Origin of the sequence: Desulfobaculum xiamenense (genome assembly GCF_011927665.1) — a bacterium.
Classification (GTDB): domain Bacteria; phylum Desulfobacterota; class Desulfovibrionia; order Desulfovibrionales; family Desulfovibrionaceae; genus Desulfobaculum; species Desulfobaculum xiamenense.
In genome coordinates, this window is sequence record NZ_JAATJA010000005.1 from 75,804 (window position 1) to 100,118 (window position 24,315).

Below are 24,315 nucleotides of genomic sequence, written 5' to 3' on the forward strand. Positions count from 1 at the left end.
CATCCCAAGCTGCCAGCATAACGCACCATCTGCTCGCAAAGCATGGAAAGTGCGCCACATGCTGCCGCGCCGCTCCGAAGAAAGGGAGTGCCAGAGCGTATGACACTTTACAAAACCTACAGTGGCGAAAACTTTCCGAAAACCTACCTCGTGATCCGCAAGGAAGACACGCCAGAACACATCGTACCCTTCAACGTCCTCTACCTATTCGGGGAACTCCGGCTCTCCAAGGGAGCCATCCAGGCCTCCCACCTGCCCTTCGCCAAGGGCGGCCAGCAACGCATCACCCAAACCATCGAAGACTTCGGCTACTGTTTCTACAAGTGGCCGGGCAAGCTCCTCGGGGCAGAACTCGGAGACATCCTCGAACCGACAGACCTTCCTCCCCACCCCTGCCACGCACACTGCCCCTGACCCGTTTCAGGCGGCGAAGCATACACGCGAGACGGCCCCCGGTTCGGACATGTGTCATATCCGAACCGGGGGCCGTCTCGTTCCAATAAATTCACGCCAATAGGCTCCAGCAGCACAGCGAATCATACCTGGAAGGCACGATGCGGCGCAAAATCAAGCCGCAACGCATACCACAGCGCGGAGTATCCCCGCTCTCGGCACGCCCTCGGGTTACTTCTTGCGGGCGCGGGGGTGGGCCTTGTCGTAGGTCTGCATGATTCCGGCCATGGTCAGATGGGTATAGCGCTGGGTGGTGGTCAGCCGGGCATGGCCCAGAAGCTCCTGCACGCTGCGCAGATCGGCACCGGCCTCCAGCATGTGCGTGGCGAAGCTGTGCCGCAGCATATGCGGATGAACGTCCTCGGGCAGCCCGGCCAGTCGGGCCATTCGTTCGAGGATGCGGTTGGCCTGCCTGCGCTGGAGCGCCCCGCCCCGGTCGCCGAGAAACAGCGCCTTCTGCACAAGGCTCTGCGTGAACTCGCCGCGCACACGGATATAGGCGGCGAGCCTCGCGGCACCGGCATCGGAAAGCGGAGCCAGCCGCTCCTTGCCGCCCTTGCCGAACACGCGCACCACGCCGGACGAGGTGTCCACGTCGTCCACCTCAAGCCCAAGGGCCTCGCTGATGCGCAGGCCAGAGCCATAGAGTAGCTCCGCCAGCGCGAGGTCGCGCAGGGAATGCGGATCGTCCCCGGATTCGGACTCCATGAGCGCGAGGGCCTGATCGACATTGAGCGCCTTGGGGTGATGGATTTCCTGCTTCGGATTGTGCACGCCTGCAGCGGGATTTCCGGTGACCATGCCGTTTCGGGCCATATAGCGGAAGAAGGTGCGCAGGGTGGAAAGCTTGCGGGCCACGGTGGTCTTGGCCTGCCGCTTACGGTGCAGCTCGGCCATGAACGCGCGGATATGCGAACGGTCCACGGACTCCGGGGCGGTCAGCGAAAGCCCCCGGCCCTCAAGAAAGGTCTCGAACTGCTCAAGGTCACGCCCGTAGGCGTTGACCGTCGCCACGCTGTAGCCCTTCTCCACGGCCAACCAGCCGACGAAGGCCATACCCGTATCGGGCAGCGCGAATTCGTCGATTGCGTCCATCACGTCGTTCATGCGTCGAAGCTCCCGTTAGCGCGGATAGAATGTCGAAAGGACGGGCGCATCCCGTCTTCCCGCATCCACCACCTACCGCCCGAACACCGCCGCGTCAACGCGCACGCGGCGCGGGCAAGGGGCCGCAGCGTCAAACCGTCAGCCGAGGCTGTACTCCATGCCCGCCCACTGGCAGACCACGCCCTGCACCTCTAGGAGCAGGAGCGTCCGGCTGGTGCGCGCGGCGTCCCAGCCCAGAGCGCGGGAAATGTCGTCGATATGCATGCGCTCGTGTGCGGCAAGCAGTTCGGCCACAACGCGTTCGTCACCGTCCAGCGGCGGCACGGAGGCGGCTGGAGCGACTGGACGCGTCGCGGCTGGCTGCGCATCTGCGCTCTGCACGTCCGCAGACGGGCCAGATAAATCCGGCAGCGGTTGCGCCGCCACGGGCAACTCGGCCTGCCGCGCGACGCGTCGACGCGCCGGGGTCGCTCCCCGCCGCATCGCCTTGCGCGGCGGCGCGGCATCAAGCCCGGCCCGGATGAGCGGCGCAAGATCGAGAATGATCTCCGACGCGCGGGAAACGCGTTGCGCGCCCTCGTCCAGAAGTTCCCGACAGCCCTCGAAGGACGCCTGCCCCTCGGGACCGGACACGGCGTAGACCTCGCGCCCCTGTTCAAGGGCCATGCGCGCTGTAATGCGCGACCCGCTACGGCTGGCGGCCTCCACCACGACCACGCCGAGGGACAGGCCGCTGACGATGCGGTTGCGATAGGGAAAATTGCGGGCCTCGGGGGCCGTTCCGGGTGCGAATTCGGAGACCAGAAGCCCCCGCTCCTCCAGAAGCCGCCGCACATCGGCGTTCTCGGCGGGATAGGTGCGGTCAAGCCCGGTGCCGAGCACGGCCACGGACGAACCGGGGCCTTCCAGCCCAGCGAGATGGGCCTGCCTGTCGATGCCCCACGCCATACCGGAAACGACGGTCAGCCCGGCCTCGGACAACTCCGCGCATATGCGCCGCGCATGGGCAATGCCCGCCGCGCTGCAATTGCGCGAGCCGACAACGGCGACGGACGGACCGGAAAGCAGTTCGATGCGGCCCTGATAATAGAGGAAAAGTGGCGGGTCCGGGAGTTGGCGAAGGGCTTCGGGGTAGCGGGGGTCGGTGTAGAGTAGCACGCGCTGGCGCAGAACACGCGCGGCCTCGTGCTCGGCGTCCGCAGCCTCGGCCCATGTGCCGCCGACGAACTGCTCCACCTGACGTGCGGAGGCCACCTTGTGCGCCACCCACGAGCGGACCTGCTCCACAGCATCCCGCGCGGAGCCGTAGCGCCCAAGCAGACGCCGACAGGTGCGCGGCCCGACATGGCGGCAATGGCGCAGAGCCAGACTGGCCCGATATTCCGCGAGCTGCTCCTCGGTCATCGGTCCACCGCGCGGCCTACTTCATCGCCTTCAGACGCTTTCTGGCCAGCGTGGCGGGTTCGGACTTGGGGTAGTCCTGCACCAGCACGTCGAGGTAAAAGCGGGCGTTGTCGCGGTCGCCAAGCTGGGCATAGGAATAGCCGAGCTTGAGCAGCGCGGCGGCGGCCTTCTCGTGGCGCGGATGCAGGCGGTGGACTTCCTTGAAAGCCACAACGGCCTCGGGATAGCGCTTCTCGTGGTAATATGTCTCGCCCAGCCAATAGCGGGCATTGGGTGCGAGGGGATGACGCGGATAGGACTTGAGGAAGCTTTCCAGCTTCTCGCGGGCGGGTTTGGTCTGTCCGGCAAGCAATTGACCGAGGGCACTGTCGTAGAGGGACTTGGCAGTGCTCGACGCCTTGGCCTTCTTCGCGGCAGGCGCGGGCTTGGCCGGTGCCTTGGCGGCGGGTTTCGCCTTCGGGGCGGGCGTTGCGGTAGCCTTGGCGTCCGGAGCGGGCACTTCGTTCTTCACGGCAGGATATGCGTCCCACGACGCGGCCGTATCGGCCTTCGGAGCCGGGGCGGCGGGAGCAGCCGGGGCCTTGGCATCGGGAGCGGACTCGTGCAGATCGACGGCGGACAGCAGGGGCTTTTCCTCGGGCATGGTCGTGGCGTTGACCACCGCGCCGGAATCGCCGGACGCACCAAGAGCGTCCAGACGCCTTTCAAGGGCATCCAGCCGCTCATTCTGGGACATCTGCCCATTCTGGAAGGTCAGGGCCTTCTCCTCAAGATTCTGTAGCCGCCACTGCTCGCTCGGCCCCCACTTGCCGCTCTGGCATCCGCCGAGCAGAATGGAAACCGCGGCGGCACAAAGGGTCGCCCGGACCGTCAATGCCATGTCCGCCTCCTGTCCATCGGGTCACTCGCATACAACGCGACTATTAAATAGGCGACAACGATGGAAAACTCAAGGAGTAGAATGACCGGGAAATCGAGTACCGCATCGCCCCGCCCTTGCCCTCGGAGCGGATTTAGGGCAAGAAAACCCCGCCCATGGCGAATGCTTTCCGGCGCGCATCTCAATCCAAGGAGTCTCATGCAATGTCATTACCGCAATTCAATCCCGTACTTATCGGGCTCCTCCTGCTGCTTGCCCTGCATATGACAGCGGCCCTCACCGGCCTCGGCGCGTTCTCCATCGCCGTGTTCAGCGAATATGCGGCCGGTGCCCGCAAGAAGGTCCTCTACAAGAAATTCGCCCAACAGATCAGCCAGCTGGGCGTGATGTTCCTGTTCTACCTGCTGGTCGCGGTCTGCGGCAGCCTTGCCGTGTTCCACTTCCAGTTTCCCGAATACCTGAAGCCGTGGCTCGCCAACCCCATGCTGGCGCTGCCCGCCATGGCCGCCCTCGGCTGCACCGTGCTCTTCGGCTGCATCTACGCATTCAGCTGGAAGGGATCGCGCAACGCACCGGCCCTGCACATATTCTGGGGCGCTCTCGCCGCGCTATGCGGCATGCTCATGCTCGCGGCATCGCTCAGCGTGAAGATCATGGTCCTCATCCAGAGCCCGGAGCAGGCCGCCGAGGCCAACGTCTGGCAGCTCATCCCGCGCGGCGTGTCCTCGCTGTTCTTCGCGCCGCTCTTCGTGCAGACCATCCTGCTCTCGCTTTCCTGCGCCAGCGCCCTCGGCCTTGTGTGGCTGCTCATGCGCCGCAACCGCGACGACTGGGGACGCGACTACTACACCTTCGCCGCGCGCTGCTGCGCCAAGTGGGCGCTCTTGGGCACCGTGGCGACAACCCTCGCGCAGGGCTGGATGTACTGGATCGTGCAGCCGCTGGCGGCCAACACGCCCCGCGAGGCGCTTCTGCCCTTCTTAAGCGGCGGCGGTGCTGTCTGCGCCCTTACGGCCTGCGCGCTGTGGACCATCGTCATCCGCTCGCAGACGCCCATGCGCAACAAATTTTCCATGCTCTGCGGCGTGGTGCTGCTGATCATGGCGCTAGCCGGTTTCTCGGCTGTAAACGCCATGATCTTCTTCCCCGCCTAACACGCACCTTCTCCATGACAACACAAGGCCCGCAGTTCCAGGAACTGCGGGCCTTCTTCTTTGCGCCAGCCAAATGCCCATGCCGATACCTCCGGACGTAAAAAAGGGCCGGAGCGGTAATCCGCCCCGGCCCCGATCATTCGGATTCGCGCGTGTCCGGCGCTAGGAACTGGTGCGCATGGACATGCGGTAGATTTCATGCGGATCGAGAATGAGCACCACGGAGCCGTCACCCATAATGGTCGCTCCGGAGATGCCCTCCTTCTCCCCGAGGTAGTCGCCAAGCGGCTTGATGACGATTTCCTGCCGTTCGAGCAGACTGTCAACGATAAGCCCGAGGCGGCGGTTGCCATCCTGAATGACCACGATGGGCAACTGCTGGCGTTCCTCCTCGCCGTCGGATTCGATCTCGAGGATTTCCGCCAATTCGAGAATGCCGAGCACCTCGCCGCGCATGGTCACGGCCTTGCGATTGTTGACCTCGGTCAGGCGCTTTGCGTCAAGCTTCGTCGTCTCGGACACGGCTTCGAGCGGAATGGCGTAAACCTGCCCGCCCACGGTAACCATGAGCGCGTCGATGATGGCCAGCGTCAGCGGCAGGGACAGCGTGAAACGAGTCCCCTTGCCGACCTCGGTATGCACGTTGATGGAACCCTTGAGGTTCTTGATGTTGGTCTTGACCACGTCCATGCCGACGCCACGGCCGGAGATGTCCGTGATCTTTTCAGCGCCGGAGAAGCCGGGGGCGAAGATGAGTTCGATGGCCTGCTGATCGTCGAGGCTCTTGGCCTCGTCAGCGGTGATGATGCCCTTCTTCACACCCACTTCGCGCATGCGCTGGGGGTCGATGCCGCGTCCGTCGTCCTCGACCTCGATGTTCACCGAGTTGCCGGCGTGGTAGGCGCGCAGCCACACCCGACCGGTCTCAGCCTTCTTCTGTTCGAGACGGACCTCCGGCGGTTCGAGGCCGTGGTCCACGGAATTTCGGATAAGATGGACGAGCGGATCGCCGATTTCCTCGATGACGCTCTTGTCCAGCTCGGTCTCTTCGCCTTCGGTGATCAGCTCCACGGCCTTCTGGCTCTTGCGCGACAGGTCGCGGACAAGGCGCGGGAAGCGCGTGAACACGGTCTTCACCGGCACCATGCGCACCTTCATGATCGTATCCTGAAGGTCGTCGGAAATGCGGGCCATGGCGTAGGTCGTTTCCGTCAGACTGGATGCGACCTCCTGAATGTCGAGATGCTCGCCGCCCTCGTCGAGATGCCGTGCAAGCATCGCGAAGCGGTTGCGGTTGATGATCAGCTCGCCGATGAGATTCATGAGATGGTCGAGCTTCTCGTGATCGACGCGGATGGTCGAGGAGACCTTGGGCTTGTGGGCCTGCTTGGCCGCCGCATCGCCACGCGCGGCAGCTGCGGCGGAACGAGCGGCCGAACCGCCTTCCTCGGCCGGCTCCTCCTCGTCCCCCTCCTCGGATTCGGGACGGGCTGCACGAGCCGCCGCAGGGCGCGGGGCGGCTGGCGCGGGCTTCAGCACCGGCTTCGGTTCAGGCTCGATCACGGGCTCCGGCTCCACCACAGGCTCCGGCTCGACGACAGGTTCGACCTCAACAGCGGGCTCGACCTCGGCAGCGGGCTGTACATCGCCCCCGGCCACAGCCGCTGCCGCATCGGCGGCGGCGGACACCAGTTCTTCTGCCGGGCCACTGCCTTCGAGGGTGGCGATGACGGCATCGAGCTGGTCGGTAAGGATGGAGCACTCCTGACGCAGAATGTCATGCATCAGGGAAAAATCGAGGTCGGACTTGCGGGCCTGATCGACGAGATCGGCCGTGCGCTTGGCGTTCAGCTTGATCTCGTCGAACCCCATGTAGCCCGACGAATTCTGCACAGTCACCAGCGAACGGTACAGCGCATCCACATAGCTCGTCTGCGAGGCGTCCTTGCCTATTTCCTCCAAAGAGAGGTCGATGGCCGCCATCTGCTGCTGGACAGTGGCGATGAAAATCTTGACGTCTTCATCGTCCACAGCGGGAGTGGACGAAGCTGCAGCCTCGACCTCCGGCTCCGCGACAGGCGCGACAGCGGCCGCCGGAGCAGACTGCGCCGGCGCTACGGAGCCATCGTCTCCCGCGACGGTACCGGTCTCCACCGCGTGATGCAGGCTGGCGACCAGCCCACGGATATCCACGGGCACGACCTCGGACGTCTCGGGGTTCACACTGGAAATGAGACTCTCGATGGCATCCACCACGTGCAGCAGCAGATCCACAAGGGGCTGGCTCACCTGCATCTCGCCCCTGCGGACGATGTTGAGCAGGGTCTCGGCCTCGTGCGTCAGCGCGTTCAACTCCGCGAATCCGACGATGCCACTGTTGCCCTTGAGGTTGTGGTAGTAGCGGAAGATGTCGTTGATGGTTTCCTCGGGAGCGTCCGCCTTTTCGAGACCGAGCAGCGATTCGTTAAGATTCTGCACGATCTCGCGGGCCTCTTCGAGAAAGTCGTCGAGGTGCTCGCGGGCCGCGACGGTCAGCTTGTAGGGCTGCGCCACGAATGGCTCCAGTTCCTCTTCGGCTGCGGGTGCTGGCTCCGCCGCCTTCGGCGCGGCCTCGGCACTCGGCGCAGCCGCAGGCTTGGGCGCGGGTTTGGGCGCACCACCTGCGGCGGAACCGGCAACAAGCAGCGAATCCAGCGTCTCCACGACACCGGAAATGTCCACATCCCCTTCGCCGCCTTCGCTTTCGAGATTGTCGATCATCGTCCGCAGAAGGTCCGTAGCCGTCAGGATGACGTCCATGATTTCGGAGGTGACCACCATCTTGCCCTTGCGCAGTTCGTCCATGACGTTTTCCGCACGATGGGCGAGCATGTTGATGGTATTCAGCCCGAGGAAGCCCGACGCCCCCTTGAGGGAATGCATGGGCCTGAAGATTTCGTTCAGGAGGTCCAGATTCTCGGGGTTGTTCTCCAGCTCCAGCAGGTTCGGCTCAATGGTTTCGAGATGCTCTTTGGCCTCTATGATGAAATCCGAGAAAATTTCAGGATCCATGAACTCCTGACTCATCGCCCTACCTCAAAAGTTCGGCAACCCGGTCCCAAAGGGACATACCGGGCACCCGTTGGATACGAGTCCGACGCCGGCGCGACGGACTAGGCGCCCAAAAGCATCTTAACGTTCTTGACCATCGAGTCGGGCTGCGCAGGCTTAACCATGTACAGGTTGGCACCCAGATTCAAACCGGTCTGGATATCCTTGTCCTGTCCCTCGGTGGAGAGCACGACGATCGGCACATCGCGGTACATGTCCTGCTCGCGCACGGTCTTGATGAACGTGAAGCCATCCATGCGGGGCATGTTCACATCAGAGATGATGAGATCAACCTGCTCCGACGAGTACAGCTTCTCCAGCCCGTCCAGCCCGTCCTCGGCGGTGGTCACCTTGAAGCCTTCCTTCTTCATGATGAAGGCCACGAGGTTCCTTACCGTCTTGGAATCGTCCACAATCAGAATATGTTTAGACATTTTCTCTCCCTATCCCTTAAGAACCTTGTCCACGATGCGATCAACCGAAAGAATGCCCACCAGTCTCTCGCCCTCGGCCTTGAGCAATCCGGCCACAAACTCGACGTTTCCGCCCAGATGCGACTCCACACCCCAGTCGATCTCCTTCTGCTGCGCACGGTACATCGTCTTCACGGTCTCGATCAGAAGCCCAACCTGCAACCCCTTGCGGCGGCAGACGACGATAAACCGACAGTCCGCCTCGCCACCGGGAATGCCCATCAGCTTGCCGGTCATGATGAGCGGCGTCACCCGACCGCGAAGATTGACGATACCGCTGATGAAGCTCGGCGCGGCCGGGAGCTTCGTCGGGGTCACATACTTGATGACCTCCTGCACGGTATCGATGGGGACCGTGAATTCCTGCCCCCCCAGCGTGAAGGCCACCAACTGGATGGAGGACTCGGTCATGAGCCGCCCCATCAGGTCCGGCTCGTCCGGCTCGTCCGCAGTATCCGCAGCCCGGGCCGGGGCGGAGAATCCGGGCGCGGCCTGCACCCGCGCGGGATGCGGCAGGGCGGCCTGCGCGTCGGCGCCGTCGCCATGGCCCAGATACTTCCGCAGGAAAGCCTGTTCGGCCTCGGTAAGCTCGGCCCCCTGATTCTCGGGCAGGAAGTTCTTTTCCAGGAAGTATTCCTCAGGCGTTTTCATGAGCAATGATCTCTTTGGCTAACAGGGAATATTCTATGGCACCTCGGGACTTCTCGTCGATCTCGTAGATGACCTTGCCCTTGGCGCTCGCCTCGCGAAAATTCGTATCAAGATTGATGACCGTCTCGAACATCTTGTCGCCGAGCTTCTTCCTCAGAAGGTTCAGAACCCTCCTGCACGCGCCCGCCCGCCGATCGAACATCGTCGGCAAGGCCCGGAACCGGATGGGCTGGGGCAACACCCGGTTCAGCGTGCGGATCGTGTCAAAGATCAGTCGGAGTCCGTGCAACGCAAGGAAATCGGTCTGAATGGGTATGATGACCAGATCCGATGCCACCAGCGCGTTGACAAGCAGCACTCCCACATGCGGCGGGCAATCCAGGACGATGTAGTCATAGTCCTCGGGCAGGAGTTCAAGGGCCTCCTTAAAGATCGCTCCGCGTCCGGGCCGCGACTTCAGGTCCATCTCCAGTTCGGAGAGCCGTATGCTCGCCGCCGCGAAATCGAACCCCGGCACCTCCTCGCGATTGAGAACCCGCGTCCACAATTCGGGAAGCGCGTCCTTCTCGGCGTAGAAGATGTCCAGCACGGTATGCGTCAGATCCTCGGGATAGTGCGCAAGGTGTATGGATGCGCACGCATGGGGGTCGAGGTCCATGACCACGGTCCGCTTCCCGAGCCTGTGCAGCGCCGCGCCGAGACTGAGCGCCGTCGTTGTCTTTCCCACGCCGCCCTTCTGGTTTGCGACGGCGAGAACCTTGATGCCCAACGTCTTTCCCTCGTCATGTGAGCGCCCTTCCCGCATGGGGCGCATGGTGCGTGAGAGCGGGACGAATCAGCGAAGGCACCACCGCTAGACGGACTTGCCGATGAAGCTCCTCAAGGCCTGCAAATCGTCATAGTCCACGTCCAGAAACCGAATGCCGTGCTTGTATCTCGTAAGGGGCATGATGTCCTGCACGCGGACCACCTCGGCAATCGCCTGCAGGTACTGCCCCGCATCACTTTCAAAGACCTTGAAGAATCCGGGATGAAACTTGTTGAGGCTCGGAATGTATATCTTCACCTGCAACTTGTCGCCTTCCTGAAACTTCCGTCCGCACTCAACACTCATACCGCCCGCGCTGATGTCCGCGCAGCAGACCTCATGCTTCGGCTGCCGTGCGAGCGGAAAACGAAATTCCCTGAGTTCCACCCGAAAGTTCTTGGGCAGCCGAGTTTCCTGTCGCCTGTCATTCGAAGTCATCGCGGCTTGCAACCTCCTGAATTCCGTCGCCCGCGGGCGAGCCGTGAACTAGACCTTCTGGTAGATGATCGCTCCGGAATGATGCACGGGTTTGAACGCTCTGGTGATGTTATGCAGTGACTCCGAGTGGCCGATGAACAGATACCCCCCCGGAAGCAGATTGTCATAGAACGAACTGATGACGTTCTTCTTCATCGCGTCATCGAAATAGATGATGACGTTACGGCAGAAGACGATGTCCGAACGCTCCACGCGCTTGAGCTGCATGCGGTCGCTCAGGTTGATCTGCCCGAAGGTGATGAGCTTCTTCAGATCGGCCTTCACCTTGAACTTGCCGCCCTCCTCTTCGAAGTAGCGGGGGATGATCTCCGGCGGCGTGGTGCGCAACGCATACTCCGTGTACTCTCCACGACGCGCCGAGGCCAGAACCGCCTCCGAAAGGTCGTTGGCCGTGATGCGGATGTCCCACTGGCCGATTTCGGAGCGCAACACCTCGTGCAACTGGATGGCCATGGTGTACGGCTCCTCGCCCGTGGAACATCCCGCGGACCAGATGCGAATGCGCTTCTCGCCCTTGCGACGTTTCGCGTCCACCATCTCGCCAAGCACATTGTCCTGAAAGACCTTGAGCTGCGGCGGATTGCGGAAGAAGCTCGTCTCGTTTGTCGTCACGACCTCGAAGAGCTTGTTCAGCTCCTGCCGGCGCTGCGCGTCGTACTGCAAATAGTAGTAATACTCGCCGAACGACTTGAGGTTCAGATGCTTGAGCCGGTTGCGCAGGCGGTTTTCAAGCAGATACTTGCGGTTGTCCGCGATGTAGATGCCGCACTTGTCGTAGATGAAATCGCGCAGCTGCTTGAACTCGTCATCACCGATGGTGAATTCCTTGCCGAGGGAAATAGTCTTGGAGAAGAGTGAAGACATCTATCGCTCCTCCTCTTCCTGTTCCCCCTGAATCCTTTCGAGTGCCTCTTCGGCAGCCGCGGCCAACTCCGGGTTATCCGAGTTGACAACGTTCAACAGCGCGCGGAATGCCATCTTGCCGCCGATGGAGCCGAGGGCCTCCACCGCCTTGATCTGCACCAGCGGGGAATCCACATCGAGCAACTCCACGAGGCGGACAATGGCCTCGGAGGCCTGCCGCCTGCCAAGGGCCTCGATGGCGCGCACCCGCACCCAGTCGTCCTCGTCGTCGAGCGCGCCCATGAGGTGTGGCACGATGGCCCTGTCCTCGCAGCTGCCCATGAGATCAACCACGGCGAGGCGAACCTCGCGGTTCTCGTCGCGCATGCGGCTTTCGATGACGGGCAGCCACTCGACTAGCTCGACGCACAACTCGGAGAAGGACTCCAGCGCCACCTTGCGGATGTCGGGGATTTCATCCTCAAGCGCCAGCTTGATCTCCTCAATGTACGCGCCGATGTCGAGCTTGCCCATTGCGTAGACAGCCATGAGCCGATGAATGGGTTCCGGGCTGCGGAATAGCGTGCGGAACCGCTCGCCCATCTCCGGACCGCCGACGTTGACGCACGCGTCGAGCGCGGCTTCCTTCACGTCGTCGTAGGGATGCTCAAGGAACGAGAAAAGTGTGTCGCCCGTGCCGGGATCTTTGAGCACGTTTCCGAAATAGGCCAATGCGCCCTTGAGCACGGTGCCGTCGTTGTGCCGCGCGAGGACGTCGAGGAAGAACTCCTTGACCGCCGCGCCGCAGTTGGACAGGGCCAGGATCAGCGCGCGCTGGACATCGCGCTCGCAATCCCAGAACGCTTCGCTCATCACGCCGCAGACCTCATCTCCGGGGATGCGTCCAAGCGCGTTGACCGCGACAAGGGCAAGCCCGTTGTCTCCACTGTGCAGGGCATTGCGAAGCGCGGGGCTGTGGCCGATGGTGGCCAGCGCGCTGACGGCAGATTCGAGGCGTTCCGGCTCACGCTCGCCATCCATCTGCGCGGCGAGACGAAGGACCTCCTCCGAGGCCTTGGCTCCACCCACGTGACCGAGGCCGAGAATGGCGGCGTCCTGAATGTCCTCTTCCTCGTCATGGATGGCCACGAGCAGGTATTCGCGGAACTTCTCGCGCTCCCGCTCGGAGAGCAGCGTCAGTGACTTGCCCCCGAGGATGTTCACAATGGCCTTGACGATCTTGTTGCGCAGCGCCGTGGGCGAGGTCTCCAGATGGACGAGCAGCATGGGTACGGCCTTCACGTTGCCCATCTCGCCAAGTGCCTCGACGATCATGGACGCCACGAGGTCCGAGCTTTTGCTCATGGCCTTGGCCAGCGCCCCAATGGAACTATCGTCGCGCACCTTGGCCAGGGCCTCGATGACCGCGAACTGGATCCACTCCTCGTCGTTGAGGGCCTGGTTGAGGTACTTCGCCCCGGCCTTCATCTGCAGCTCGCCAAGACTCACCGCGGCCTGATAGCGCACGTTGACCTCGGGGTCCTTCAGCAGCAGCTCACCCAGCGGCGGCACCGCCTGAGGGCTGTTGCTGGAACCGAGAATGTCCGACACGAAGATGCGCACGTCGGCGTCCTCGTCGTGCAGAAGCTTGACCAACGAAGGCATGGCCTGGTTGCCGATCTCCCGCAGGATGTCCATGGACAGATTGCGCACCGGAGCTTCGTCCGAGCGCAACAGCGGAATGACGGCATCTGCGGTCTCCACGCCGCCGAGCTTGCGCAGCGCCATGTCCGCCGCTTCCTGCAACCCCAGATTGTCCGAGAGCAGGAGCTGCGCGAGTGCGGGAATGGCCTCCCTGCACTGATGCTCCCCGGCGAGAAATGCGGCCTCGCGCTTCTCGTCGATCTCGCCCGATTTCAGGACCTTGGCAATCTCCTTGCAGTTCTCCATCGCTCTCCCATCCTTGCGTCGTTCGCCCGGACAGATGTCCGGCACGGCATATGGGTCACTTGTAAAGATTGTCGACAATGGCCTGTGCCATATCGTCAATATCCACAATCTCGTCGGCCAGTCCCGCATCCACGATGGCCTTGGGCATTCCATAGACGACGCAGGTCGCGTCGCTCTGTGCAAGGGCCCGTCCGCCACGCTGTTTCAGGACCTTCATTCCTTCCATGCCATCATTCCCCATTCCGGTCAAAATAACTCCGAGAGCTCGGCGGCCAACACCCTCGGCGACGGACGCCATGAGTTCGTTGGCAGACGGCTTGTAGAGCGCCTCGGTGGGCTTCTCGGAGACAATCACCTCGATGCGGCTGATCTTCTGATCGATGCGAAGATGCTTTCCGCCCGGGGCGACATAGACCGTACGGGGAGCGAACCGCTCACCATGTTCGGCCTCCTTCACCGTAAGCGCGCACACGCCATCAAGGCGCTTGGCAAAGGGGCCGGTGAAGGCTGCGGGCATATGTTGGGCGATAAGAATGCCCGCGGGAAGATCGGCAGGAAGCTGCGACAGCACCTTCTGCACGGCCGGCGGCCCTCCGGTGGATACGCCAATGGCGATGACATCACGCTTGAGGGTTCCAGTGGTCCGCACCACAGGGCTGGGGCGGGTCGGCGTAGCGGCCGCAGCGCGCGGACGAACCGGAGTGGGCACCCGAAACGTTCGGCGGGCCACGGTCCGCACCTTCGTGCGCAAGTCCTCTTCTATCTTGATGATATCAAGCGACACCTTCGAAAGCTGCTTGGGGATGAAGTCCACCGCGCCAAGCTCCATCGCCTTGAGGGTCGCCTCGGCCCCCTCGGTGGTCAGCGAACTGACCATGAGCACCGGCCTCGGCATCTCCATCATTATGTGCCGCAAAGCGGTCAGGCCGTCCATGCGGGGCATTTCGATATCCAGCGTCACCACGTCGGGCTGATGGCGACGGATCATCTCGAGCCCTTCCTCGCCATTGCGCGCGGTGGCAACCACGCGAATGTCGGGGTCCTTCTCGAGCATGGTCTGAATGGCCTTCCGCATGAAGGCGGAGTCATCAACGACAACTACCGTAACCACGTCAGGAACTCCTTTTCGGCAGCAGGCGCAGAACACATCCCCCGGCAAGGACAACGAAGCCGAGTCCGTGGGAGAATCGTACCATGCTTTCCGCATCAATCACAGTGAACTGGGTCAAGAAAACGATGTAAAAGAAATACGCACCAAGGACAACAGCGAATTTACGCAGCTTTTTCCTCTGCGCACCGCATGGAATCTCGGTATTGGCATCGGGTCGGCATTGGTCATTCAACCGCCGGAACGCGCAGTATTACCACCATCCAAACGCACCCAACTCCGCAACCCACTGTGATTTATCAATTTCGCACCAAAATCACCACTTCTCAAGCGACTCAACGGTCCCCATCCCCCACCTTCTCCGAATACCCCTTCACCACGCGTTATCGCCTCCACCCCACCGAACCGCTTTTTTTCAGACAAATCGAAAAAAGTGCTTGCCAAACAGGAACGAAACCCTTAATTCCCTTCCTCGCAACGACAAACGGGATGTGGCTCAGTCTGGTAGAGCGCTGCGTTCGGGACGCAGAGACCGCGTGTTCAAATCACGCCATCCCGACCAGAAAATACAGGGACTTAGAGTTTAGCTCTAAGTCCCTTTTCTTTTTGTTCACATTTTCTGTTCACATATCCACGCGCCCTACGCGATTACCGCCGACTGTAGCTTGAACCACTGCGCACCATCATACACCGCGAAGATTCCGAGAGTTTCGACATAGACTATCCGGGTCTTGAGCGGCAAATGGTTGCAGTTGATTTAACACTTTGTCGCACCAGACTTGGCACTCGAATCAGACCTGCCCTCCCCACCAATTCGGCCCCACCTCTGGCACGCCTTGCGACCTCGAAGTCACAGGGCGACAACGCCACGCGAACAACGCAGCTAGCGAACAGATTCCACCCTGCCCTTGGGGTGACGTGCTGGCTTTTTCAGGAACGCCGCTTGTACTGATCGCAAAAGCAGAGTAAATTATTCAACGTTTTCGTATATTCAAAAATCCGTCCGCGCGATGTCTTCCTGAAGCACAAAACTATCTATGTGCTTGTCTTGAAAGCTCTATTAAAAATGAGGGGGAAATATGGCGATCAAGAAGAAAAGCATGGCCTCATCCATGAATGACGAACTGGCAACCCGGGTTTTGGACCAAATTCCCACACCCGTTTTTGCTGTTGACATGGACATGAAGCTAATCTTCATAAATCAACAGGGTCGCACGCTACTTGGCAAAGAGTCGAAGGACGCTCTAGGCCATCCCTGCTACAGCCTCTTTCATTCGCAGCATTGCGAAACGGCTGAGTGCCGCATGAAAACGGCAATGGCTTCCGGCGAACCCTGCACCGCCAGAAACGAAGCAAAAATCGGCGACCGCGTCGTGCCCATCGAGTATACCGCCGCCCCGCTCACGGACAAGAATGGAAAGGTAGTGGGAGGCCTGGAATACATTTTGGACATCACGGAGCGAGTACGAGACGAGAAGCGACTCCGGGAGCAAAGCAGAACCATTCAGGAAATATCCACCCCCGCCATCAGCCTTTGGGAAGGCATCGTCGTGCTTCCGGTCCTCGGGGTGGTCGATTCTCTGCGCGCCAAGCAGATGATGAACGCCATGCTGACCAAGATCAAAGAGACTGCGGCCAAGACGATCATCCTGGACATCCAGGGAGTGGCCGCCGTGGATACCGCCGTAGCCAACCATCTGATCAAGATCACCAAGGCGACCAAGCTCATGGGATGCCGCTGCATCATCTCCGGCATTTCTCCGGCGGTGGCCGAAACCCTTGTACAGCTCGGGATCGACCTCGGTGATGTGGCAACCAACTCCAGCCTGCGAGACGCCCTGGGTGACGCCTTCACCTTCATGAACCTTGAAGTGAAGAAGGCGAAGTAGCCCTGTTCTTCTTGGAGCACAGGAGCCCGGCAGCTTCCACGCCAGGTTCTCCGGGAGGGCGAAAATATGTATGACGCACAGGCCACTCCCCAACTGGGGATGCATGTCGTTGACGGCGTGCTCATGGTCCAGACACCGGACGATTTCGGAGACGAAACATTCAAGGAAATCCGCAGAATGGTTCTGAACAAGGTGTACGCCATGTCCATTCGCGGCGTGCTCATTGACGTCTCCACCATCCGGATGATCGATTCCATCGGCTATGGGCTACTGGCGGATACGGCCCGCACCGTAACTCTGCTCGGCGCCAAAATCTTCTTCGTCGGATTTCAACCGGGGGTGGTCTCCTCACTCATCGATCTCGAGGTGGACTGCAATGACATCCTAACCGCCCAGAACAGCAACGATGCCCTGGCGCAACTGCGCCCGGCGCCGTCCGCTGCGGCGGAAGACGAGTGGGAGGATACCGACGAAGAACAGGATGTCGACACCCCGGAAGAAGACGAAGCACACGATGGGGACGAACCGGAGCTGAAAACTCCTGACCCCTTCGAGGATACTGAAAACAATGATGAATGATATGGCCGGAGAATGCCGCGTAGATCTTGTGGACCTCTCGGATACCGGAGCGGCACTCAGTACGGCTCGGCTCATGGCCAAGGAAGCCGGCTTCGAGGAAACGGATCAGTACCTCATAGCTACCGCCGTCTCAGAACTAGCGACCAACATCATTCGCTATGCAGGACGAGGAGCCGTCAATATCCGAATCATTCAGGACGACGAGCGCACCGGACTAGAGGTTATTGCCCAGGACTCTGGACCGGGAATCGAAGATATCGAACAGGCCATGCAGGACAACTACAGTACGGGCAACAGCCTTGGTCTGGGACTGCCCGGAGTAAAACGGATCATGGACGAATTCACCATAGAATCCAGAGTTGGACAAGGAACCACGTGCACTGCGCGAAAATGGAGAAGATAAATGCCCCGAGTGGACTGCCACTTTGTTAAGCGTTCCCTGAACGGACCAGACGATGAATGTGGCGACACCGGATACTTCCGGATCGATGAAACGCAGTGTCTTATGGCCGAAGTAGACGTACTCGGCCATGGTCCAGAAGCCTACGAGGTAGCGGTGATGGTCAATGCCTTTCTTGCCGAAAGCGGGAACAGTACGCTCGTAGACATTTTACAAGGGCTGCACAGGCACTTACGTGGCACACGGGGCTGCGTGGCCAGCCTGTGCCACGTGGACCTGGCCACCGGCGTGATGCGCTTTTCCGGCGTGGGAAACATCGTCTGCCGCATCTTCGGCATCGAACATCTGCGGATGGTCTCCCGGGATGGCATTGTGGGCTACATGATGAGCCAGCCGCAGGAGCAAATCGTACAACTCGCGCCGGGCAATGTGGTCATGCTGTATTCCGATGGCATCAAGGAGCACTTCGAAGTGCATGATCTTCCCGGGCTGTTGACCGGATCGGCCAAGGACATCGCGGACAGAGTGATGAAGCACTTTGCCAAGGGGGATGATGACGCATCCTGCCTGGTCATGAGGTACGTGGCGTGATCGTACTCGGGAGCATTTCGGCCTACGACGCCGACTCCTTCAACAATGCGCGCAGGAAAATCCTGAGGCTGACAGAAGCGTTCGGGTTTGATTCGATCCTGTGCACCAAGATCACGACCTTCTACTCCGAACTCTGCCGTTTGGAACGAACGTCCAAAATGGGAACCCTGCTGAAATTGGGACTCGAAGAAGTAAATGGCCGTTTGGCGTTGTCTGTCTTCTTCGATTTCGGGTGCCCCGTCTGCCCCCCTCCGGCCATCCTCAAATTTTTCGGCGTATCCGCCGCCTTCGCTGGGAAGGCGTCACCAACCCTTCATGGGATGCTGTATTTGCCAAACGAGGAATACTCGGCCCAGGACTACCCGCTTGAGGACATCATTGCCATGCTCGCGCAGCCCTCACGTCAGGAATTGATACGTAGCATAACGAACAAGAATGCCGAGTTGGCCGCAGAAGTTGAGGAACGGCAGCGCACCGAAGCCGCACTGCGCGAAAGCGAAGGGCGTATTCAGACCGTGCTGGAGGGTGCGCCCGACGCCATGATCATGGTCAACCGGGCCGGAACGATCACCTATGCCAACTCTCAGGCGGTCAAGACCTTTGGCTACTCGCGCGAGGAGTTGCTCGGCAGTCCCATCGAAATACTCGTGCCCGAAGAGGCGCGGCAGTCCCATCCGGCCCATGTGCAAGAGTTTTTCCGCAACAATGCGGACAAAGGACTTTCGGGCGAAGGCAACTTTCAAGCCCAGATCAAGGGCGGACTCCGCATCGCCACCGATATCAAGCTAAGCCCCATCAAGACCGGAGACGAGATACAGATCATCGCGTCCATCCGCGACGTGACAGAACAGAAGAAGGCCCAGGAAGTCATCAAAAAACTCTCGCAGGTGGTTGAGCAATGCCCGATTTCCGTGGTCATCACGGACCGGGATGGGATCATTGAGTACGTAAACCCGTCCTTTTGCGACGTGACGGGATACTCACCCGAGGAAATCCTGGGACACAACCCACGCATACTCAGCTCCGGAAAAACACCCAGATCCGTCTACGAAGACCTCTGGAAGACAATTCTCGACGGACAGGCCTGGAAAGGCAGCTTCCACAACCGCCGCAAGAACGGCGAGGTGTATTGGGAGAGCGCCACCATCGCGCCCATCCTCAATGACACGGGAAAAGTCACTCATTTTGTGGCGGTCAAGGAGGACATCACCGAGCGGATGCTCATGGAAGAGGCCGTACGCGAAAGCGAGGTGAAATACCGAGAACTCGTGGAAAATGCCAACAGCATCATTCTCAAGCTCGATCGGTCGGGGAACGTGACCTTCTTCAATGAATATGCCCAAGAGTTTTTTGGCTTTTCCGAAGAGGAAGTCCTCGGGAAGAGCATCGTGGGCACTATTGTGCCAGAACTGGAGTCAACGGGACGAGACTTGTCGGGCATGATCATGAATATCGCTCAAAATCCCGACGAGCACGCAAACAACGAGAACGAAAACATTCGAAAGGACGGCACGTTGGTCTGGGTGAACTGGACCAACCGAGCACTGTTGGACGAAGAGTCGGGCGAGGTGTTGGGCGTTCTGTGCGTTGGGCTCGACATCACCAAGCAACGAAAGGCCCAGGAAGAACGTGACAAGGCAGCCAGAGAACTGGATGAGCGCAATCAACAATTAGGCGAACTCTCCAACAAGCTTTCCAAATACCTCTCGCCTCAAGTCTATGCCTCCATCTTCTCCGGTGCCCGCGACGTGCAACTCACAACCGAGCGCAAGAAACTGACGGTGTTTTTCAGCGACATCAAGGATTTCACAAAAACCACGGACGACCTCCAGCCCGAAGACCTGACCACGCTGCTCAATCTCTATTTCACGGAGATGTCCAAGATTGCTCTGGAATACGGAGCGACCATAGACAAGTTCATCGGCGACGCCATGCTCATGTTCTTCGGCGACCCGCAGACCCTTGGCATTACCGAAGACGCCAAGGCCTGCGTGAACATGGCCATTGCCATGCAGCGGCGCATGGTCGAACTGGACGAAGAATGGCGGGACATGGGCTATGAAGAGCCATTCAGGATGCGCATCGGCATCAACACCGGCTACTGCAACGTTGGCAACTTCGGTTCCGAAGATAGGATGGATTACACCATCATCGGCGGCGAGGTGAATCTGGCTGCACGGCTGGAAGCCCAGGCCGATACAGGAGGCATCCTGATGTCCTATGAAACCTACGCGCTGGTCAGCGACATCGTGGCTACCGAGGCGCGAGAGCCCATGACGGTCAAGGGCATTCGCCGCCAAGTCCGTCCATACGCCGTGCTCGGCCTGTACGACAATCTGGACACTGAAAGCAGATTCATCAGCAGCCAAGGCGAAGGTTTGCGCCTGCAGCTGGACATGGAAAAACTGACGGATGAACGGCGTGAGGCCGCCGTCCTGGAGTTGGAGAAAGCCCTGACCAAGTTACGCTCTTCCTGACCGCAGAAGTGGTTTCACGCCTTCGGACCTGTCGGCAGCTACCCCATGTGTCCGCACGCAAATTCTTCGGCATTGCTTCGCGCCTGAGTTTGTTCATGAAATGTTTCTTTCACTCGCCCCCGCCGGAAGGTTCCGACGGGGGCGGTTTCGTTTCGCCGCAGGGGCAGAGGATCCACTAAGCGCCACATTGGCAAACAGTTGTTTGATATTGACTTTTCTATTGGTGCCACTATTATTCGAAACAATTCTCAGTCTTGCTCCATTTCCCCTAACCTCTAACAGGCCCGGAGGAAAACCATGGCTGATCGTTATACCGATGTTTTCATCAGGAAGAATCTCAATGACGCAGGGAACGTCCCATCCGATGGCGGCACGACTGGCTGCCCGGACATCATTCCCGTCGGCCTGCAACCCGTGGACGATCCAGTAAAGAAATTCACGGACAACTGGTCACAGGACCCCGGTCAGGACCTCGTGGCCAACGGCCGCAACTTCATCTATGTGCGAGGGAAAAACCTCGGCACGACAACCCGCAGTGCGGATTTCGTCCTGAACTACACGAAGGCCACACTGGTCCCCTACCCCGACCAGTGGCTCCAAAACACGCTCAAGACGTCCTCCGGCGCCGAGAAGGTGACTGTTAAGGACATTCCCGCCGACGGGATCGCTGTGATCGACGACCCATTCACCTGGGTTCCCGAAATGATCGCCAACGACCACTACTGCCTCGTGGCCCGCATCGGTACGGCTGACCATGACATCCCTGTCCCCAAAGTTAGCGACATGAAGAATCTTGGACTGTTTCTGGCGAACCATCCGACCATCGGCTGGCGCAACATCCGCGTCGTGGACGCCGGGGTCACCTTCGAGACGACGGTCGACTATACCCAGGGTTCCGTGGGCGGACTGGTCTATGTCTTCCTGGAATGCACGGATCTGCCCGCCGGATCGCAGGTCTGCTTCGCCAGTGGCACCCCGCTGCCCGACGGTGGGTACATCAAGATGGACTGGACCACCATTCCCCAGCCTCCGGCTGGAAAGTCACCCTACACCCAGATATTCGGGTCCACCTTCCAGGTGCCCGCAGGTTGGAAATCGAATATCTCGTACTCCTACAAGAGCAACGGGCACGAGCCCGGCGACGCCTTCAAGGTCAACCTCAAGGCCGCGTTCTGGGTACCCCCCCAGGATTGCGACAAGGCTGTACGCGCCGCGGCCCTGAAAAGTCCTCATACCGATGAAAAGCTGCGCATGCTGCACCACGTCATGCTCAGCGCCAACCCGACAGTGGAACCGGGCCTATTCCTCGGCATAGGGGAACATTCGACGGTACATCAACGCTAGATGCATTGATGCGTGCCGCATCCAGCAATGCGGCACGCACAACAGCTCGCACCATGGACGGCAGCATGCGCAAACATGTACTTCGACAAAGCGACGACGGCAAAACCGTGAACATCGCTCTCGGCGACGAGCTGCTTCTTCATCTGGCGGAGAACCCGACCACTGGCTACGGCTGGGAATTCTCGTCCCCACTGGAAGCCACCGGGGTATCCCTTCTTTACGACACCTTCGAACCGCCGACATCCAGAAACGACGGAGCTGGCGGCCTGCGCATCCTCACCCTTCGCGCCCAGAAAAAAGGCCAAACCATCCTGAAACTCGCATACCGCCGTCCATGGGAACGCGAAGAGGATACGCCCATGCGTATCACTTTCACCCTGAATATAATGTAACGCCGCATCCCCGGCGCGCCCGTCCGCGCTCTGACGCGCACACGAGGCAGTAGCGTCCCCAGGCCGTCGACACTGGATGCGCTTTCGCAAAGGAGACGACGCATGACCAACGACACGAAACGCTTCATCAGTTCGTTGCAGGGTCTGCTTGCCCTGCGAAACGCAACATGGGAAGCGGGAGAGACGCCCGTATCCCTCATTCCCGACAAAGAATGGAAACAGATGCTCGGCTGCCACCCCGGCGAGGGAGAACCATCCCTGCAGGAGGCGGAAACGCTGGCTCGAACCCGCTACCGGCAGCACAGGGAAATGTACATGAGGGCAGAGGCGGGAACGTCCGCGTATCCCACCGCCTTCGATTGGCGCAACGTGAACGGACGCAATTTCGTAACGCCCGTCACGAATCAGAAGACTTGCGGTTCGTGCGTGGCCTTCGCCTCAACGGCGACCCTCGAAGCCAACGTGCGGACCCACGTCGATGTGGCGTGCAATGATTCCGGCAGCGCGGTGCTGCCCGTTCTTTCGCCCGCACAAATGTTCTTCTGCAACAATTGCAAATGCTCGCAGGGCTGGAACAACCCCAGCGCCATGTACTACGCGAAGACCACCGGCGTGGTTCCGGAAGCCTGCTTTCCCTATTCCCCCAAGGACCAGCCCTGCAAACTCTGCGGCAATTGGGCGCAACAGGTGACCAAAGTCGGAAACTACACGGGAATGAACGATCCCGCAGCCATGAAAACGTGGTTGAGCAGCAGAGGACCGCTGCTGACATGCTTCAGCGTCTACGAGGACTTCCGCCACTACAAGAGGGGCGTCTATCGACACACGTCGGGCGCTTTGCAAGGTGGGCACGCCGTATGCTGCGTAGGCTACAGCGACGCTCTCGCAGCATGGCTGTGCAAAAACAGTTGGGGCTCAGGCTGGGGCGAGAGCGGGTATTTCTGGATCGGCTACGGCGAGTGCGGCATCGACGCGACAATGTATAGGGTAGACACCTTCGACACTGTCCATCCGCTATACAACGACCTTTTCGTTCGCGACAATCTCTCAGACATAGGCCAAATACCCGACAATGGATCGGCCTGCTCCAGCCCGGACATCATCCCGTGGGGACCGATGCCACAGGCGAACCCGCAGGCCTTCTTCGCGGGGAATTGGCGCTCGGACGTATCCCGCGACATTTCGGCCGGCGAGGTCAACTATATTTACGTACGTGGCAAGAACCTGTCTCAGGGGCCAGCCTCGGGGCGCATCTTCCTGCACTGGAGCAAGGCCAGCATGCTCCTGTGGCCTTCACAATGGGGCAACAACAAACTGAAGACCTCGGCAAAGGCGGACAGCGTGCCCATCGCCGTCTCTGGACAGGGACAAATCGTAGTGGGAGCGGACCCATTCGAATGGAGCCCCGACACGATTTCCGGAGATCATTACTGCCTCATCACCCGCATCGAAACCGCGCCCCATCCCAACCCAATCCCCGCGGACGGAGACATCAAGGACTTTGCTTCATGGCTGCTCGGCAACCCCGCCGTCGCCATGCGCAACGTCAAGGTCGTCAACATGGCCGACAAGCCGGACCTGAACGTTCCGGTGCTGCTGGAGGCCCCACAGGACATGGACCTCTATGTCGCTCTCGTCGCCAGCAATCTCCCAAAGGGAAGCGCCGTACGTTTTACCTGCGGCGACTCGCGGGCCGAACCCTTGCTGACCATGCCGAAAACCACGATTTCCGACTCCCGTTCGTTCCTGACGGGAATGCCCGTCCGGCTACCCGCCGGATTCAGCGCCGACGTCGTCGTCAGTTTCTGGCGCAACGGTCAGCAACTCGATACTCCGGGCTCCATCAGCGTTGAATCGTTCTATCTGGTCGATGAAGACCACCCGCTGGCGGAGCACGGATTCGATACCGCCACCTTCATGGCGCTGACCACGCCGCTGGAAGGTATGCCCAAACAGGATTCAATCACACCTTCCCGCATGATTCGGGTCGGACAATTCACGATCATCGTTCAGTAACACGAAACGCACGACACGGCCGCGCCCAGAAATGGTGCGCGGCCCTTCCCTTTCTCTCTCGCCCACAGCCCTTGCCCCCGACTCCCCCGCCATTGCCCCCCCAACCTTCATTGGCCTATGATCCATTCCGCCTGCCGACCCTGCGGTTGACGATGGAAAGGCTCCGCAGCGGTATCCCCGGCCGGGGGCCAGCTCTGTTGGGGGATTC

Annotated in this window: 22 protein-coding genes and 1 tRNA gene; 12 read left to right on the plus strand and 11 right to left on the minus strand. The window is 60.4% G+C overall.

Features of this window, described 5'->3' with window-relative positions:
- The first annotated feature begins 99 nt into the window (after positions 1-99).
- Complete coding sequence (locus tag GGQ74_RS15455; protein WP_167942502.1) at positions 100-414, plus strand: hypothetical protein; 315 nt, start codon at positions 100-102, stop codon at positions 412-414.
- Between the two features lie 210 nt (positions 415-624).
- On the opposite strand, the gene xerC is transcribed toward GGQ74_RS15455, so the two are convergent.
- The 3 genes from xerC to ybgF form a co-directional block, all read right to left on the minus strand.
- Positions 625-1,560: a tyrosine recombinase XerC gene (xerC, locus tag GGQ74_RS15460; RefSeq protein ID WP_167942503.1), complete on the minus strand. Its 936-nt coding sequence runs from the start codon at positions 1,558-1,560 to the stop codon at positions 625-627.
- Positions 1,561-1,698: 138 nt separating this feature from the next.
- Positions 1,699-2,964, minus strand: coding sequence for a DNA-processing protein DprA (gene dprA, locus GGQ74_RS15465; protein ID WP_167942504.1), 1,266 nt, complete (start codon positions 2,962-2,964; stop codon positions 1,699-1,701).
- 16 nt (positions 2,965-2,980) lie between these two features.
- Entirely contained in the window at positions 2,981-3,844 is an 864-nt protein-coding gene (gene ybgF / locus GGQ74_RS15470; RefSeq protein ID WP_167942505.1) for a tol-pal system protein YbgF, read from the minus strand.
- A 203-nt stretch (positions 3,845-4,047) separates the two neighbouring features.
- On the opposite strand from ybgF, the gene GGQ74_RS15475 reads away from it, so the two are divergent.
- Positions 4,048-4,998, plus strand: coding sequence for a hypothetical protein (locus tag GGQ74_RS15475; protein ID WP_167942506.1), 951 nt, complete (start codon positions 4,048-4,050; stop codon positions 4,996-4,998).
- Between the two features lie 162 nt (positions 4,999-5,160).
- Here the strand turns inward: GGQ74_RS15475 and GGQ74_RS15480 are convergent, their stop codons facing one another.
- From GGQ74_RS15480 to GGQ74_RS15515, 8 genes are all read right to left on the minus strand, one after another.
- A complete protein-coding gene (locus GGQ74_RS15480) occupies positions 5,161-8,064 on the minus strand; it encodes a chemotaxis protein CheA (protein WP_167942507.1) in 2,904 nt (967 codons plus the stop codon).
- Between the two features lie 86 nt (positions 8,065-8,150).
- Complete coding sequence (locus GGQ74_RS15485; protein WP_167942508.1) at positions 8,151-8,522, minus strand: response regulator; 372 nt, start codon at positions 8,520-8,522, stop codon at positions 8,151-8,153.
- A gap of 9 nt (positions 8,523-8,531) precedes the next feature.
- On the minus strand, positions 8,532-9,212 hold the full coding sequence (locus GGQ74_RS15490) for a chemotaxis protein CheW (protein ID WP_167942509.1): 681 nt from the start codon (positions 9,210-9,212) through the stop codon (positions 8,532-8,534).
- On the minus strand, positions 9,199-9,981 hold the full coding sequence (locus GGQ74_RS15495) for a ParA family protein (RefSeq protein ID WP_167942510.1): 783 nt from the start codon (positions 9,979-9,981) through the stop codon (positions 9,199-9,201). Before GGQ74_RS15495 ends, GGQ74_RS15490 begins: the two co-directional genes overlap by 14 nt.
- A gap of 84 nt (positions 9,982-10,065) precedes the next feature.
- A complete protein-coding gene (locus tag GGQ74_RS15500) occupies positions 10,066-10,458 on the minus strand; it encodes a PilZ domain-containing protein (protein ID WP_167942511.1) in 393 nt (130 codons plus the stop codon).
- Positions 10,459-10,506: 48 nt separating this feature from the next.
- Positions 10,507-11,382: a CheR family methyltransferase gene (locus GGQ74_RS15505; protein ID WP_167942512.1), complete on the minus strand. Its 876-nt coding sequence runs from the start codon at positions 11,380-11,382 to the stop codon at positions 10,507-10,509.
- The gene (locus tag GGQ74_RS15510; protein ID WP_167942513.1) at positions 11,383-13,311 is read right to left on the minus strand and encodes a HEAT repeat domain-containing protein; all 1,929 of its coding nucleotides are present in this window, start codon (positions 13,309-13,311) and stop codon (positions 11,383-11,385) included.
- Between the two features lie 55 nt (positions 13,312-13,366).
- Positions 13,367-14,422 (minus strand): chemotaxis-specific protein-glutamate methyltransferase CheB, encoded by a 1,056-nt coding sequence (locus GGQ74_RS15515; protein ID WP_167942514.1) that lies wholly within the window; start codon positions 14,420-14,422, stop codon positions 13,367-13,369.
- Between GGQ74_RS15515 and GGQ74_RS16370 the strand changes: the two genes are divergently transcribed.
- The 10 genes from GGQ74_RS16370 to GGQ74_RS15565 all read left to right on the plus strand — a co-directional run bounded on the left by GGQ74_RS16370 (position 14,373) and on the right by GGQ74_RS15565 (position 24,107).
- Entirely contained in the window at positions 14,373-14,714 is a 342-nt protein-coding gene (locus tag GGQ74_RS16370) for a hypothetical protein (RefSeq protein ID WP_167942437.1), read from the plus strand. The two genes, GGQ74_RS15515 and GGQ74_RS16370, sit on opposite strands and share 50 nt — an antisense overlap.
- Positions 14,715-14,904: 190 nt before the next feature.
- Positions 14,905-14,981: transfer RNA gene (locus GGQ74_RS15525), tRNA-Pro, on the plus strand.
- A 517-nt stretch (positions 14,982-15,498) separates the two neighbouring features.
- The gene (locus GGQ74_RS15530) at positions 15,499-16,308 is read left to right on the plus strand and encodes a PAS domain-containing protein (RefSeq protein ID WP_209280230.1); all 810 of its coding nucleotides are present in this window, start codon (positions 15,499-15,501) and stop codon (positions 16,306-16,308) included.
- Positions 16,309-16,374: 66 nt separating this feature from the next.
- Positions 16,375-16,887 carry an STAS domain-containing protein gene (locus GGQ74_RS15535; RefSeq protein WP_167942515.1) on the plus strand — a complete coding sequence of 171 codons (513 nt, stop codon included), beginning with the start codon at positions 16,375-16,377 and terminating at the stop codon, positions 16,885-16,887.
- On the plus strand, positions 16,877-17,290 hold the full coding sequence (locus tag GGQ74_RS15540; RefSeq protein WP_245168331.1) for an anti-sigma regulatory factor: 414 nt from the start codon (positions 16,877-16,879) through the stop codon (positions 17,288-17,290). The genes GGQ74_RS15535 and GGQ74_RS15540 overlap by 11 nt, the downstream gene beginning before the upstream one ends.
- Complete coding sequence (locus tag GGQ74_RS15545; protein ID WP_167942516.1) at positions 17,291-17,878, plus strand: SpoIIE family protein phosphatase; 588 nt, start codon at positions 17,291-17,293, stop codon at positions 17,876-17,878.
- Positions 17,875-20,355, plus strand: a complete 2,481-nt coding sequence (locus tag GGQ74_RS15550; RefSeq protein WP_167942517.1) for a PAS domain S-box protein — start codon at positions 17,875-17,877, stop codon at positions 20,353-20,355. Before GGQ74_RS15545 ends, GGQ74_RS15550 begins: the two co-directional genes overlap by 4 nt.
- Before the next feature lie 297 nt (positions 20,356-20,652).
- Positions 20,653-21,699 carry a hypothetical protein gene (locus tag GGQ74_RS15555; RefSeq protein ID WP_167942518.1) on the plus strand — a complete coding sequence of 349 codons (1,047 nt, stop codon included), beginning with the start codon at positions 20,653-20,655 and terminating at the stop codon, positions 21,697-21,699.
- Positions 21,700-21,764: 65 nt separating this feature from the next.
- Complete coding sequence (locus GGQ74_RS15560; protein ID WP_167942519.1) at positions 21,765-22,091, plus strand: protease inhibitor I42 family protein; 327 nt, start codon at positions 21,765-21,767, stop codon at positions 22,089-22,091.
- 102 nt (positions 22,092-22,193) lie between these two features.
- On the plus strand, positions 22,194-24,107 hold the full coding sequence (locus GGQ74_RS15565; RefSeq protein ID WP_167942520.1) for a C1 family peptidase: 1,914 nt from the start codon (positions 22,194-22,196) through the stop codon (positions 24,105-24,107).
- The last annotated feature ends 208 nt before the right edge of the window (positions 24,108-24,315 follow it).

Bases quoted from the DNA above. Each gene is read 5' to 3' on its own strand.
- GGQ74_RS15480 (WP_167942507.1), bottom strand. From the start codon at position 8,064: ATGAGTCAGGAGTTCATGGATCCTGAAATTTTCTCGGATTTCATCATA.
- GGQ74_RS15505 (WP_167942512.1), bottom strand. From the start codon at position 11,382: ATGTCTTCACTCTTCTCCAAGACTATTTCCCTCGGCAAGGAATTCACC.
- GGQ74_RS15545 (WP_167942516.1), top strand. From the start codon at position 17,291: ATGCCCCGAGTGGACTGCCACTTTGTTAAGCGTTCCCTGAACGGACCA.
- GGQ74_RS15475 (WP_167942506.1), top strand. From the start codon at position 4,048: ATGTCATTACCGCAATTCAATCCCGTACTTATCGGGCTCCTCCTGCTG.
- GGQ74_RS15500 (WP_167942511.1), bottom strand. From the start codon at position 10,458: ATGACTTCGAATGACAGGCGACAGGAAACTCGGCTGCCCAAGAACTTT.
- ybgF (WP_167942505.1), bottom strand. From the start codon at position 3,844: ATGGCATTGACGGTCCGGGCGACCCTTTGTGCCGCCGCGGTTTCCATT.
- GGQ74_RS15535 (WP_167942515.1), top strand. From the start codon at position 16,375: ATGTATGACGCACAGGCCACTCCCCAACTGGGGATGCATGTCGTTGAC.
- GGQ74_RS15455 (WP_167942502.1), top strand. From the start codon at position 100: ATGACACTTTACAAAACCTACAGTGGCGAAAACTTTCCGAAAACCTAC.
- GGQ74_RS15540 (WP_245168331.1), top strand. From the start codon at position 16,877: ATGATGAATGATATGGCCGGAGAATGCCGCGTAGATCTTGTGGACCTC.
- GGQ74_RS15510 (WP_167942513.1), bottom strand. From the start codon at position 13,311: ATGGAGAACTGCAAGGAGATTGCCAAGGTCCTGAAATCGGGCGAGATC.
- GGQ74_RS15490 (WP_167942509.1), bottom strand. From the start codon at position 9,212: ATGAAAACGCCTGAGGAATACTTCCTGGAAAAGAACTTCCTGCCCGAG.
- dprA (WP_167942504.1), bottom strand. From the start codon at position 2,964: ATGACCGAGGAGCAGCTCGCGGAATATCGGGCCAGTCTGGCTCTGCGC.
- GGQ74_RS16370 (WP_167942437.1), top strand. From the start codon at position 14,373: ATGGCCTTCCGCATGAAGGCGGAGTCATCAACGACAACTACCGTAACC.
- xerC (WP_167942503.1), bottom strand. From the start codon at position 1,560: ATGAACGACGTGATGGACGCAATCGACGAATTCGCGCTGCCCGATACG.
- GGQ74_RS15555 (WP_167942518.1), top strand. From the start codon at position 20,653: ATGGCTGATCGTTATACCGATGTTTTCATCAGGAAGAATCTCAATGAC.
- GGQ74_RS15485 (WP_167942508.1), bottom strand. From the start codon at position 8,522: ATGTCTAAACATATTCTGATTGTGGACGATTCCAAGACGGTAAGGAAC.
- GGQ74_RS15560 (WP_167942519.1), top strand. From the start codon at position 21,765: ATGCGCAAACATGTACTTCGACAAAGCGACGACGGCAAAACCGTGAAC.
- GGQ74_RS15565 (WP_167942520.1), top strand. From the start codon at position 22,194: ATGACCAACGACACGAAACGCTTCATCAGTTCGTTGCAGGGTCTGCTT.
- GGQ74_RS15530 (WP_209280230.1), top strand. From the start codon at position 15,499: ATGGCGATCAAGAAGAAAAGCATGGCCTCATCCATGAATGACGAACTG.